We start from the raw sequence: 12,834 nt of genomic DNA, 5'->3' as shown, positions 1-12,834 counted from the left end.
CTAAACTATTTATTTATTTAACAAAAACTCTACAAACAGCTATTATCAATGAAAGGATCTGACTTAATGATTTCAGAACTACACTCTTTACTAGAAAAAAGCTATGATGAAATGGTCCAAATTAGACGTTATCTTCACCAATACCCTGAACCTTCTTTCAAAGAATTCCAAACCGCTACTTATATCCGTAGCTTTTATGACAAAATTGGCGTGCCTTACCGAGCAAACGTTGGTGGAAATGGCATCGTCGCAACGATTAAAGGAGAAAAGCCTGGTCCAACAGTTGCTTTACGTGCCGACTTTGATGCTTTAGCCATCCAAGATGAAAAAGACGTACCCTATAAATCAACTGTTCCTGGCGTAATGCACGCTTGTGGACACGATGGACACACGGCTACCCTTTTGGTTCTCGCTAAATCCATTCAACAGTTAAAAGATCACTTAGAAGGAACGATTGTGTTCATTCATCAGCATGCTGAAGAATATGCGCCTGGTGGAGCGAAACCAATGATTGAAGATGGATGCTTAGATGGCGTAGATGCGATTTTCGGCACACATTTATGGGCTGTTACCCCTACAGGTGTCATTCAGCACAGAAACGGTCCGTTCATGGCGGCAGCGGATCGATTTGAAATTACCATTAAAGGCGCTGGAGGTCACGGTGCTCAACCTCACAAAACCAAAGATGCAATTGTCATTGCTTCTCAGCTCGTGGTTAACTTGCAGCAAATTATCAGCAGACGCGTCAATCCAGTTGAATCAGCCGTCATTACTGTTGGTTCTTTCGTAGCGGAAAATGCCTTTAACGTAATTGCTGATTCAGCAAAGCTTGTTGGTACAGTTCGCACGTTTAGCGAAGATGTACGCAATGATATGGAAAGAGAAATTGAGCGTATCATTCAGGGAACCTGCTTAGCTGCTGATGCTTCCTATGACTATTCGTTTAAACGCGGCTACCCCGCCGTTGTCAATCATAGCGAAGAAAATGCGTTCTTAGCAAAAGTAGCAGAAACAATTCCAGAAGTGGAAAAAGTGGAAGAAACCGAACCGCAAATGGGTGGAGAAGATTTTGCTTATTATCTGCAGCACATAAAAGGAACATTCTTTTTCACAGGAGCGCAGCCTGAAGGCGTCGATACTCCTTATCCACATCATCATCCAAAGTTTGATTTTAATGAAAAAGCGATGTTAATCGCTTCAAAAACACTCGGTACAGCAGCAATTGAATACTTATCTAAAGAACAAAAAGCAGAATCCATTACATCTTAACTAGTTCGCCTCCATCTATTGAGTGTGGAGGCTTCTTTGCATAGGTAGAAACTTTTTGTCTCTTGCTTCGTATATAAGAAAAGCGGTTTTCAAAAAGGGGTGTCTGAATGACTGAGTATGAACAAAGAGCGTTGGCTGATGCAGAACACTGGAAGATTACGCTGTTAAAGCGTCCATCTGCCTTTCAGCGAAATGCCAAGCAGCTGCAAAACAAATTGAATAAAAAAGTACCAGAAAGCATTCATAAAATAATTACGGAAAGCATAAAAAAAATGGTAGAGACCACAATTATTGGCTCTACCATTACCACAAAGAAGGACTATAATCGCCATTTAAGCTTTGAAGAGCGTGAAGCTGAAATTAAGGCAACGATTTCTAAATATCGTAAAACTGCTGCCGTTGAGGGGGCAGGAACAGGCGTTGGCGGACTGTTGTTAGGCGCAGCTGACTTTCCTCTTTTTTTGTCAATTAAGATGAAATGTTTGTTTGATATTGCTACTATTTACGGTTTTGACGTCCGCAAGCAAGACGAACGGCTATTCATTTTATATATTTTTCACCTTGCGTTTTGTAGCGAAGAAAAGCGAACGGAAGTCTTTGCTCTTATACAGGAATGGAATCAATCGTCTCATCATAATCTCGATTGGAAAAGCTTTCAGCAAGAGTATCGTGACTATATTGATGTAATTAAAATGCTTCAGCTCATGCCTGGATTTGGCGCTTTTGTTGGTGCTTTTGCAAATTATCACCTGCTTGATCATGTCACTCAGGTTGCAATGAATGTATATCGTCTGCGGTTATTATCCTCAAACGAAAAAAGTCTGCCCTAGGAGGCAGATTTTTTTATGCAATGGCTTTTTTCTTAATATAAGCAGTAACAAAAAATTGAACAAATAGCCCACCTGCAACAAAAGCAAACAAACCAACAAGCAAGTTAGAAGCTGCTACCACAATACTTAAACAAGCTGCTTGCAAAAATAAGACATTTCGAATAATGCTTAAAAACGCTGCTCTTCTTGTTTGCTCTTGAAGAGGATACAGAGATAACCACAAAACTTGTTTATGATGTTTCCATAGCGGCATGATTTGAAATCCTGTTATATAAAGCGTTAACAGTACAATAACAATATTTCCATAAGCAAAAGGAGTCGCTATCAAAATTAACCCGCTAATGACCGTCAAGCGTACTAGCAGACCTAAATAATCTCCTGCGCGCAAAAACGTACGCGTATATAAATAGCGATGAGTTGCCTGCTGTTGAAACGGGATACTCTTTAGAATAGTGTCCAAGTATGCCCTACGCTTTACCTGCTCCTTTAGTTGCGGAACATCCGTAAATAAGTTAGCCAAGCGATAAAACATTGCCACTCTCCGCTCTTCAAGCTCGATCAATGTTTCCCACTTCAACGGCTTTGCTTTTACAAGGGAACGGTAATATAGGGCTAAGCCGATAATAATAGCTCCTGTAACAGCGGGGAAAAACGCATAAGATCCCACAAATAGAAAATAAACAAACACTCCATTTAACAGGAAACGTACAAGGTAATCGATCCACCTTGCGTACTTTTCTTCAAAATAAACGCTCCACCACGTCATTTTTAAATTGATTGCTTTTAAAATCAGCAAGAGAATTAAATGCGTAAAAATCGTTGAGTACGTCTGGTCCGTTACTTTTACGTGCAGCGGAGCAACAGCGGCTGTTAGTATAAGTAGCACATAAATATATGTGGAAAACGTATAAAAAAATGACTTTTTAAAATACAACTGTAGCTTTGATTCAAGCGCAAGCATAAAGACTAAATCTGGCCTTTTTAAAAACGTACGAATAGAACCGCTCGTGAGTATCAGACTCATGATTACTGCAATTAAAAACGCTGATGGAAAAGCTGGTGTTAACGTATCTAACCACTGCTGATAATAATAAGCAGCTGCCCCAATGGCAAACACGAGCACAAGCTTTAAATGATCGTTAAAAATATACTTCATATAGCGGCGCGTATCTTTTAGATGCTGCTGAAATCGCTGCTGCCACAGCCCTTCAATACTACTCATAGTCCTCTTCCTTCGTCAGTTCAATATAGATTTCATCTAGCGTTGCGTTTGGCTTATTAAACTGGGCTCTTAAATCCGCTAGCGTTCCTTGTGCTCTTACTTGACCGTTATGTAAAATAACAAATTTGTCACAATAGCGCTCTGCTGTGGCTAAAATATGCGTAGACATTAAAATGCCGGCTCCCTGCTTTTTCATATCAGTCATTAAATCTAATAATGACTGAATACCAAGTGGATCTAGCCCTAAAAATGGTTCATCAATAATATAAAGTGAAGGCTGAACTAAAAAGGCACACATAATCATTACCTTTTGCTTCATCCCTTTTGAAAAATGAGCTGGAAACCACTTCAGCTTTTTATCCATACGAAATTCTTTTAACAGCGGCTTTAAGCGAGCTTCATACGTTTTGGAATCTAACCCATAGGCCATTGCCGTCATATCTAAATGTTCTTTTAACGTTAGCTCATCGTATAAGATTGGCGTTTCAGGAATAAATGTAAATTGCGTACGATAGCCGGTTGAATCCTGTTGAAACGTTTTATTATGAATAGCAATGGATCCTTTCTTTGGCTCCATTAACCCAATAATATGTTTAATGGTTGTACTTTTACCTGCTCCGTTAAGGCCAATAAGCCCAACTAGTTCTCCTGCATTAACCTCGAAAGATACGTCCTTTAATACAGGCGTTTTTGTATATCCTCCAGTTAAATGTTGAATTTGTAATAAACTCATTGAATTCTCCTTTAAATACGTGAATTTAGTAAACAAAATAACGTGACATACGCGGTAAATGAAAGCGTTCCATACAACATAGCAATGATGACAAACCGCTCATTTTTATCTATTGTACCAAATCTTCTTCAAGGATACATTTTTTTAACCATCAAAAATAAGGATTATATTTCCAGTTTAAGTTTTTAAATACGTGGACATTCTAATTAGGGAAGAAGGAAAGCAGTTGATGTTCAACATTAGCTTTCTACATCTGAAATGAGGTGTCTACACCAGACATTAATCATGAAGCTCTATGTTAAGCGTTATAATAAGGGGATGTTAGTCATGAGCGTAATTGGAATTGATTTATAAAAGGTAGACAATATTGTTCATTTATCACTGTGTAAATGAGGTGTTTGTCAAAGACCACGAACGACTTCGTTCAATTTATTTATCCATTCTACAAATTGCTTAAATGAGGTGTTTGTCAAAGAGAAGAAACGTTTTATTCTACGTTAATGCTTGTCATTAAAATGTCGAATGAGGTGTTTGTCGAAGACAATTTACATGAATTAGGCACATTATTACGTAAATGAGGTGTTCCTTAAACGCAATATAGTGAAATAGAAGCTTTGTTTCCTTCTTCATAGCGAGGTGCATCATTCGATTGCATCTCGCTTTTTACTGTTCTCTTCTTTTTCCTCTTCTATTTATGCTAAAATTAAGTCGTACAAGCTATTTTATTTTTATGAAAGAAGGGTGAATAATATGAGTAATCTCGATGAAAACTGCATCTTCTGTAAAATTATCCGCGGAGAAATTCCGTGTGCCAAAGTGTTTGAAAATGAACATGTACTAGCATTTTTAGATATTAGCCAAGTCACAAAAGGCCATACGCTTGTTATTCCTAAAGTACATAAAAAAGATATTCATGAGCTTACGCCTGAAATTGCTCGTCATTTATTTGAAGTCGTACCGCAAATTGCCACGGCAATCAAAGAAACATATGAGCCAGTTGGAATCAATATTTTAAATAATAACGGTGAAAAAGCAGGTCAATCTGTGTTTCATTATCATATGCATATTATTCCTCGCTACGGTGAAGGCGACGGCTTTGGTGCAGTGTGGAAAGAGCATACAAGCGACTACACACCTGAAAAGCTACAGAGCATCGCAGCTGAAATTTCGGAGCGTTTATAAGACAAAAGAGTCTGGGACAAAACAAAATGTTCCTTTCTAAAGGACGAATGATGCCTTTTTAAAGTCGTTAGGTTATAATAACCAGTTCGTTCCATTGCGCTACAGACACTCGCTTTCCGCGGGGAGGAATCTGAGCCTCCTCGCTACGCTGCGGGGTCTCAGCCTTTCCTCTATCTCCCGCAGGAGTCACGTGTCTTACGCTCCATTCCACTAATTCTCTAAAATTGGTTTCCCAATCAACAAAAAATCCGAACTATAAAAGAGTCGTTAACTCTCAATGGTTCGGATAGATCATTGACTGAAACACTTATGTCTCAATCTCTTCTTTAATCATATCTACGTGCGGAATCCCGTCGTCATCATACACGTTTGAAATCGCATAAAACCCAAATGATTCATAAAAATGCTGCAGGTGACTTTGTGCCTGAATTTTTACAACCTCTTCTCCCATTTGATCCTTTAAGAACGCTAATCCTTTTTGAACTAACTCTCTTCCCATCCCTGTTTTTCGATAATCTGAGTGAACAAGGACGCGACCAAATGAAGCTTCTTGATAGCTAACTCCTTTAGGCATTAAACGGATGTATGCAATGATTTGCGCATTTTCCACTTTAAATAAATGATAAGAAGCCTGGTCCTTTCCATCCACCTCTAAATAAGCACACTCTTGTTCAACAACAAATACCCTAGTACGCTCCTGTAAGATGTCATATAGCTCATGCGTTGTCAGCTGATCAAATGTTTTAATATGCCACGTCAAGATGATAACCTTCTTCCTGTTTAGATATTTTATGTATTTATCGATTTTAACACCTTTTGTCACGCATTCCTACGTTTTTTATTTTCTATACTGATTACTTAAAATTTTTCAAAAGTTTTCACACATTAAATTATTTTCATGATAGTATAGTGATATTCTTTCTGACAAAGAAGCAAGATACAGTCTGTGATGAATGTGAAAATCTGAGGAGGAATTAACGTGATTTCAGTAAAACGTGCTTACAATTTTAACGCAGGACCATCTGCACTTCCCCTACCTGTCTTACAACTTGCTCAACAAGAGCTAACGGATTTTAAAGGGACGGGCATGTCCGTAATGGAGTTATCTCACCGTAGCAAAGAATTCGAAAATGTTTTGAACCATGCAAAAGAAACATTAACAGAACTACTTTCAATCCCAGACACACATGAAATTTTATTTTTACAAGGCGGAGCTAGCCTTCAGTTTTCAATGATTCCAATGAACTTTTTAGGAAAAGATCAAGTAGGAGCATTTGTGCTCACTGGTGCTTGGTCGGAAAAAGCATTAAAAGAAGCTAAAAAAGTTGGTGAAACAACGGTTGTTGCGTCTACTAAAGAAGAAAATTACCGTTCAATTCCAACATTAGATCGCGCTGCTCTACCTTCAAACACCGCGTATCTGCATATCACATCTAACAATACAATCTTTGGCACACAGTGGGCTGAATATCCAGAATTTGAAAACATTGATTTAATCGCGGATATGTCAAGCGATATTTTGTGCCGTCCAATCGACGTATCTAAGTTCTCCTTGATTTATGCCGGTGCTCAAAAGAATTTAGGCCCATCCGGCGTAACCGTTGTTATTATTAAAAAAGACTTGTTAAAGCGAATCCCAGCAAACTTACCAACTATGCTCGATTACAATACGCATATTAAAAGCAACTCATTATATAACACGCCTCCAACGTTTGGTATTTATATGCTATCTCTTGTTTTAGACTGGATCAAAGAACAAGGGGGCGTCACAGTAGTTGCAGAAAATAATAAGAAAAAAGCAGAGTTAATCTATTCTAGCATCGACAAGTCAAATGGCTTTTACACACCGCATGCAACAAATGATAGCCGCTCACTAATGAACGTGACGTTTACTTTACCAAATGAAGAATTAACCGCTGCTTTCTTAGCACAATCAAAAGAACAAGGCTTTGTTGGCTTAGCGGGACATCGTTCTGTAGGCGGCTGCCGTGCTTCTATTTATAACGCTGTTCCACTAGAAGCATGTCAAGCATTAGCGGCATTTATGGATGAATTTGCATCCGTTCACGCGTAAACTGATTGATTCTGTTTTCACAGATTTATGTTATAATTAGTCTATAAATATATGCAATAGGCACAGGCGCACTATTGGTATATTTAGAGCTTAGCTTAGAAGAGGAGAGATGAGAAATGAACACAAAAACATTAGTATCACTATCTTTATTAGTTGGAATTGGTGCCGTACTGCATGCGATTATGCCACCTGTCTTGTTTGGTATGAAGCCAGACATGATGTTAACCATGATGTTCTTAGGTATTTTACTATTCCCTGGAATCAAAAACGTTTTACTGCTTGGATTAACAACGGGTGCTATTTCTGCCTTAACAACAGGATTCCCTGGTGGGCAAGTGCCAAACATCATTGATAAACCAATCACTGCTTTTATTATTTTTGGTTTATTACTTCTTGTTCGTAACGTTACAACAGTGAAGACACCTGTAGCTGCCGCTCTAACAGCGGTTGGTACACTTGTATCAGGCATTATTTTCTTGTCAGCAGCAGCACTTATCGTTGGGTTACCAGGTGGTTTAATGGCGCTAATTGTAGGCGTTGTATTACCTGCAACGGTTGTAAATACCATTGTTATGGTTGTGGTGTACCCGATCGTAAACTCTGTACTAAAGCGCACAAGTATTTCAGCAAAAGTATCATGATTTGAAAGGGCCTGTACCACGCGGGCCCTTTTTGTATTTAGCAGGTTTATTTCTTAACGGTTAGGAAACATAATACAGTATAAACTCTTTGACTCTTAAAAAAGTTAGATGATGTCATTATGAACAACTTTGTTCATAAAAAGAAATAATATATAGGAGTGATTTTATGAAACGTACTACCTCCCTTTTTACAGGCATTGCGGCTGGGAGCATTGCCGCAGCTGCTGCAACGCTTTTGCTAACCCCTACTTCAGGTAAAACATTGCGCCAACGCATTGCGCAAGAAAGTCATCAAGTAAAAGAAACAAAAGAAGACATCTCTGGAAAGATTAAACATCTTAAAGCGCAGATTCAAACGACTGCTAAAGATGGAAATACTATAGTGAAAAATATCGCAAAAGACCTTTCAAAAACGCTCAACGAATTCCAAAAAGACATTCGTCCACACCAGCAGTCCATCCAATCACACTTAAATGAAATTGAAGATTCACTTTCACACCTAGAAAAGCACATACAAACAACCAAAACTGAAGGGAAATAAAGGAGGTTTTTTACCTCCTTTATTTAATTTTTTAAAATTTCGTAAATTTACATCTTTATAATTTTTTATTTTATTGGCATAATAGAAGATAAATAAAAAAAGCAATTGCGCTAAAGTAGGTGGGGAGAAAATGAAAAAAACAAGTGATCAAGTGTATGATTTGAAAGAAGCACTCTTATTTAGCCAACGTATTGCCCAATTAAGCAAAGCACTGTGGAAGACCGTAGAAAAAGATTGGCAGCAGTGGATTAAGCCCTATGACTTAAATATTAATGAGCACCATATTCTATGGATTTCATATCATTTAAACGGGGCATCAATTTCAGAGATTGCAAAGTTTGGGGTAATGCATGTTTCAACAGCGTTTAACTTTTCTAAAAAGTTAGAAGAAAGAGGATTGTTGGAATTTTCAAAAAAAGAAACCGATAAACGCAACACTTACATTCAACTAACGCAAAAGGGCGAAGATATTTTACTAGCTTTAATGGAGAACTACAAGCCATCCGAGAACTCTGTTTTTAATGGTGCTCTTCCCCTTCGAAACTTGTATGGCAAATTTCCAGAGTTTATGGAACTAATGACCGTAATCCGTAAAATTTACGGGGAAGACTTCATGGATATTTTCGAACGTTCATTTCATCACATTGAAGAAGAGTTTGTTGATAACGATGGCAAGCTAGAAAAAAGAGAAAAAATCGTGACTGATCAAAAAGAAAGCATTTCTAATTAAGAACTAGTCACGAATCCATTGCACGATATTAAAAAGCTCTGTCATTACATCTTGATACGAGCTTTGATTCAGTAAAGACTCGATTGTTTCCTGCGGGTCCAGCTTATAATTAAGCATTCCAACAAATTGTGTAAGAAGCGGAACGAAGTCAGTTAAGCCTTCCGCTTTTTGCTCAATGTACACCTCTTTAATTTCTTCGCATAGAAGTAAAACATCTTCTACTTCTCTTCTCGTTAGCTCTTCTTTAACAACGAGCTCAATAAATGGCTTTGCTTCCTGCTCAGGCGTTCCAGCTAGCAATTTTATGTAGTATTCTAAACGTGACACTCTAGATTCTAAAGTTTCCATCCTTTACTCTACTCCTTCACCGTTCATGTCCCTACTTCATATTGTACATGATTCGAACCCTTTCTTCCAAATAATTCTTTATGTTACAATGCATTTCAACGGCCTTGTCTTTATTTCGCAAGGGCATTTCGATACCCCCTTATTTTCGACAGTTCTTCCGCAATTTACAGGAAGTTTTAGCGAATCTCTATCTATTTTCCTTATTTTTTGGTAATGTTAATATTGACATTACTCGCTAGATATTATTTTCTCATTAGATAAACTACGTATAGTCCAGATAATTGACGTCGATTTTAGGGGGATTCTACTTTATGTACATATTCTTTATACCGTTTGCTTTATTTATTTTATTTTACATTAATACACTAACAAATACATTATGTCTACAAAAAGAAATTCCTGAAGAGAAGCAACCAAAGGTATTTCGTACAATTAATATTTTAATTACAATTTTATTGATCTCTTCCTATGTTGAGGTATTATTCACATAAAACGCGGTGAACCCAGTCACCGCGTTTTACTTTATTGCTTAGTACGCTAAGCCATAGCCGATGATTACTAGTAAAATAAACAGGACTACAATTAAAGAAAAGCCGTTTCCACATCCATGTTTACCCATTTGTTTCTTCCTCCTTCATCTCCTACAGTCTCTGATGTTATTAGTAGTAACAAGCACATCCGATAATTACTAATAAAATAAATAACACAACTAATAACGCAAAACCGTTTCCATATCCATATCCATGACTCATAATATGAGCACCTCCTTCGTTTACTAATACTGCATGTTATGCATGAACACTCTAAAGCGTCTAGGCGTTTATCACGATTTTACTAATTATTTCTGCATTTCTTACTTTCAGAACGGATTTAATTAAGGGAAATAATTACTTTTTATTCTTGTGTTCACTTTATTTCCATATTCATTTCGTTAAATTTGAGAAATATGGTATAGTAAAACGTATGAGTGAACTATCATTACACTTTATATGAAAACAAAGAGTAGGAGTGTGTATATATGAAAAAAAGCTTAATTGCGCTGTCAACTGCTGCAAGTATCGTAGCATTATCAGCTTGTAGTAGCGATGCTTCAGAATCAAAAGGTGACTCAGCAAAAGTCATTGTTGAAACTGATGCAGGAAACGTGACTCAAGGTGAACTATATGAGGAAATGAAGAATTTAATTGGTCAAGACCAATTCAACACTTTAGTGCGCAATGTAGTAGATGAAAAAGTACTTAGCGAAAAATATAAAATTACTGATAAAGAACTTGATCAAGAGTTAGACAATCTTCGTGAACAATACGGAGATCAAATTGACCAAGCTATTGAGCAAAATGGTGAAGATTCCGTAAAAGACATGCTTAAAGTAGACCTTTTACGTGACAAAGTAGCAACAGCTGATATTAAAGTATCAGAAAAGGAATTAAAGGAAGCATATGAAGCGAAAAAGCCTGAAATTAAAGCTAGTCACATTCTAGTTGAAGATGAAAAAACAGCAAAAGAAGTAAAGGCTAAGCTTGATAAAGGTGAAGACTTTGCAAAATTAGCGCAGGAATATTCAACTGATACAGGTTCTGCCGAAAAAGGTGGAGACCTTGGATATTTCGGTGCTGGCGAAATGGTAGAAGCGTTTGAAACTGCTGCTTACAAGCTTAAGAAAGGCGAAATTAGTGAGCCGGTTAAATCAGACTACGGCTATCACATCATTAAGCTAGAAGATAAAAAGAAATTAGCTTCTTTTGAGGATATGAAAGCTGACTTAGAGCAAGAGATTAAGCGTTCAAAAGTTGACCAAGCTGAGCTAGAAGAAAAGCTGTTAAAAGAGCTTGAAGATGCAAATGTAGATGTAAAAGATAAAAAGGTTGAGCCTGCGTTTGAAAAAACAGATAGCACAAATGCTCAGGGTTAATAACTTAACTCAAAAAAAGGACCGTTCGAAGGAACGGCCCTTTTCTTATTCATGTGCTTAGATTGAATTGCCTTCGCGGCGCTCTTTTTCTACATTCATCCGATCAATAAAAATTTGACCTTCCTTTTCAATAAATGACTCATCAATGTGCTTTTCTTGCTGTGCAGAGCGAATGGCCATAAATCCACTAAAAAAGATACCTGCTACAACTAAATAAATCCAAATCGGTAATGTTACCATCTCTTCATCCTCCACATCCGTTATTTACAACCACTATATGTACAAGTTGTCTCGGATATGACTGATACTTTTATTCAACTGTTGGTTTATAGAATGATCTATTGTCCAATGCAAAGATACGCTCTGTAAATTCACCTGGCTTTGTTTTGTCTAAAGCACGATCTAACATATTCATTTTAGCATCGACGTTGTCAATTAAATGGAGCATTTCTGCTTCTTTAATAAGCGGCTTTTTAGGGCTCCCCCACTCTTCTTTCCCGTGGTGAGATAGAACCATATGTTGAAGAAGCATAACTTCTTCACCTTCAATACCTAACTCTTCAGCTGTTTTCCCAATTTCATTCACCATAATTGAAATATGTCCCAATAAATTCCCTTCAACCGTATAGGTTGTTGAAACAGGACCTGAAAGCTCAAATACTTTTCCTAAGTCATGTAAAATAACGCCAGAATATAATAAATCTCGATTTAATGATGGATATAAGTCAGCAAACGTTTTGGCAAGCTTAAGCATCGATACAACATGATAAGCCAAACCTGAGACAAATTCATGGTGATTTTTTGTTGCCGCTGGATATTCTAAAAACTCTGACTGATACTTATTCAATAAATGACGCGTCAGGCGCTGAATATTAGAATTTTTCATTTCAAAGATGCTTTGTGTAATATATTCAACCATTTCTTCTCGAGATAATGGTGCTACTTCTAGAAAATCAGAAACTCGAACTCCATCTTGCGGCTGTGCTGGGCGAATGTTGCGCACCTTCAACTGATTTCTACCGCGATAATTCATTACTTCTCCTGCAACCTTTACGATCTTTTCTGCAGCATACGTTTCTTCATCTTCAGGAGATACATCCCATAGCTTCGCTTCAATATCTCCTGTTTTATCTTGTAAGATTACCGTCAAAAACGGCTTTCCGTTACTTGCAATTCCTCTTGTTGAAGATTTTATTAAAAAGTATAAATCCACTTGTTCGCCTACTTCATGCTGGCCAATTCCTTTTGCCATGTCAGTTCCTCCTTACGTTACGCGTCTATTCTCGCTGTAACCTGTCATTCCTTTACATTTATTTTAACACCATCACTTCGTTAATGCACGACTCGACCGA

At 37.5% G+C, this 12,834-nt stretch carries 17 protein-coding genes; 9 read left to right on the top strand and 8 right to left on the bottom strand.

Annotated features, from left to right (window positions below):
* Nucleotides 1-66 precede the first annotated feature (66 nt).
* On the top strand, nt 67-1,269 hold the full coding sequence (locus A2U94_RS07565; RefSeq protein WP_025907776.1) for a M20 family metallopeptidase: 1,203 nt from the start codon (nt 67-69) through the stop codon (nt 1,267-1,269).
* Nucleotides 1,270-1,376: 107 nt separating this feature from the next.
* Nucleotides 1,377-2,099: an EcsC family protein gene (locus A2U94_RS07560; protein WP_025907777.1), complete on the top strand. Its 723-nt coding sequence runs from the start codon at nt 1,377-1,379 to the stop codon at nt 2,097-2,099.
* Nucleotides 2,100-2,112: 13 nt separating this feature from the next.
* On the opposite strand, the gene A2U94_RS07555 is transcribed toward A2U94_RS07560, so the two are convergent.
* Nucleotides 2,113-3,321 (bottom strand): ABC transporter permease, encoded by a 1,209-nt coding sequence (locus A2U94_RS07555; protein ID WP_025907778.1) that lies wholly within the window; start codon nt 3,319-3,321, stop codon nt 2,113-2,115.
* Entirely contained in the window at nt 3,314-4,054 is a 741-nt protein-coding gene (locus A2U94_RS07550; protein WP_025907779.1) for an ABC transporter ATP-binding protein, read from the bottom strand. Before A2U94_RS07550 ends, A2U94_RS07555 begins: the two co-directional genes overlap by 8 nt.
* A 750-nt stretch (nt 4,055-4,804) precedes the next feature.
* Here A2U94_RS07550 and A2U94_RS07545 point away from each other — a divergent pair.
* A complete protein-coding gene (locus A2U94_RS07545) occupies nt 4,805-5,236 on the top strand; it encodes an HIT family protein (protein WP_025907780.1) in 432 nt (143 codons plus the stop codon).
* Between the two features lie 307 nt (nt 5,237-5,543).
* Here the strand turns inward: A2U94_RS07545 and A2U94_RS07540 are convergent, their stop codons facing one another.
* Nucleotides 5,544-5,996: a GNAT family N-acetyltransferase gene (locus A2U94_RS07540; protein ID WP_025907781.1), complete on the bottom strand. Its 453-nt coding sequence runs from the start codon at nt 5,994-5,996 to the stop codon at nt 5,544-5,546.
* A gap of 222 nt (nt 5,997-6,218) precedes the next feature.
* Here A2U94_RS07540 and serC point away from each other — a divergent pair, with 222 nt between their 5' ends.
* The 4 genes from serC (at nt 6,219) to A2U94_RS07520 (ending at nt 9,222) form a co-directional block, all read left to right on the top strand.
* Nucleotides 6,219-7,310, top strand: coding sequence for a 3-phosphoserine/phosphohydroxythreonine transaminase (serC, locus tag A2U94_RS07535; protein ID WP_025907782.1), 1,092 nt, complete (start codon nt 6,219-6,221; stop codon nt 7,308-7,310).
* Between the two features lie 116 nt (nt 7,311-7,426).
* A complete protein-coding gene (locus A2U94_RS07530; protein ID WP_025907783.1) occupies nt 7,427-7,951 on the top strand; it encodes a tryptophan transporter in 525 nt (174 codons plus the stop codon).
* Nucleotides 7,952-8,117: 166 nt separating this feature from the next.
* A complete protein-coding gene (locus tag A2U94_RS07525; protein ID WP_025907784.1) occupies nt 8,118-8,492 on the top strand; it encodes a YtxH domain-containing protein in 375 nt (124 codons plus the stop codon).
* A gap of 130 nt (nt 8,493-8,622) precedes the next feature.
* On the top strand, nt 8,623-9,222 hold the full coding sequence (locus A2U94_RS07520; RefSeq protein WP_025907785.1) for an HTH-type transcriptional regulator Hpr: 600 nt from the start codon (nt 8,623-8,625) through the stop codon (nt 9,220-9,222).
* Nucleotides 9,223-9,225: 3 nt separating this feature from the next.
* Here A2U94_RS07520 and A2U94_RS07515 read toward each other — a convergent pair whose 3' ends face one another.
* Nucleotides 9,226-9,570 carry a DUF1878 family protein gene (locus tag A2U94_RS07515; RefSeq protein WP_025907786.1) on the bottom strand — a complete coding sequence of 115 codons (345 nt, stop codon included), beginning with the start codon at nt 9,568-9,570 and terminating at the stop codon, nt 9,226-9,228.
* A 311-nt stretch (nt 9,571-9,881) separates the two neighbouring features.
* Between A2U94_RS07515 and A2U94_RS07510 the strand changes: the two genes are divergently transcribed.
* Nucleotides 9,882-10,061, top strand: a complete 180-nt coding sequence (locus A2U94_RS07510) for a hypothetical protein (protein WP_025907787.1) — start codon at nt 9,882-9,884, stop codon at nt 10,059-10,061.
* A 38-nt stretch (nt 10,062-10,099) separates the two neighbouring features.
* On the opposite strand, the gene A2U94_RS20575 is transcribed toward A2U94_RS07510, so the two are convergent.
* Nucleotides 10,100-10,189, bottom strand: coding sequence for a YjcZ family sporulation protein (locus A2U94_RS20575; RefSeq protein WP_081801800.1), 90 nt, complete (start codon nt 10,187-10,189; stop codon nt 10,100-10,102).
* A 40-nt stretch (nt 10,190-10,229) separates the two neighbouring features.
* Nucleotides 10,230-10,322: a YjcZ family sporulation protein gene (locus A2U94_RS20570; RefSeq protein WP_076513325.1), complete on the bottom strand. Its 93-nt coding sequence runs from the start codon at nt 10,320-10,322 to the stop codon at nt 10,230-10,232.
* Nucleotides 10,323-10,588: 266 nt separating this feature from the next.
* On the opposite strand from A2U94_RS20570, the gene A2U94_RS07505 reads away from it, so the two are divergent.
* Nucleotides 10,589-11,482, top strand: coding sequence for a peptidylprolyl isomerase (locus tag A2U94_RS07505; protein ID WP_025907788.1), 894 nt, complete (start codon nt 10,589-10,591; stop codon nt 11,480-11,482).
* 57 nt (nt 11,483-11,539) lie between these two features.
* On the opposite strand, the gene A2U94_RS07500 is transcribed toward A2U94_RS07505, so the two are convergent.
* Nucleotides 11,540-11,722, bottom strand: coding sequence for a sporulation YhaL family protein (locus tag A2U94_RS07500; RefSeq protein ID WP_025907789.1), 183 nt, complete (start codon nt 11,720-11,722; stop codon nt 11,540-11,542).
* Nucleotides 11,723-11,792: 70 nt separating this feature from the next.
* Nucleotides 11,793-12,734, bottom strand: coding sequence for a 3'-5' exoribonuclease YhaM (gene yhaM / locus A2U94_RS07495; RefSeq protein WP_025907790.1), 942 nt, complete (start codon nt 12,732-12,734; stop codon nt 11,793-11,795).
* Between the last annotated feature and the right edge of the window lie 100 nt (nt 12,735-12,834).

The organism is Bacillus sp. VT 712, from assembly GCF_001614195.1.
Taxonomy (GTDB): domain Bacteria; phylum Bacillota; class Bacilli; order Bacillales; family Bacillaceae_H; genus Priestia; species Priestia flexa.
This window is presented reverse-complemented; position numbering and strand designations above follow the sequence as displayed.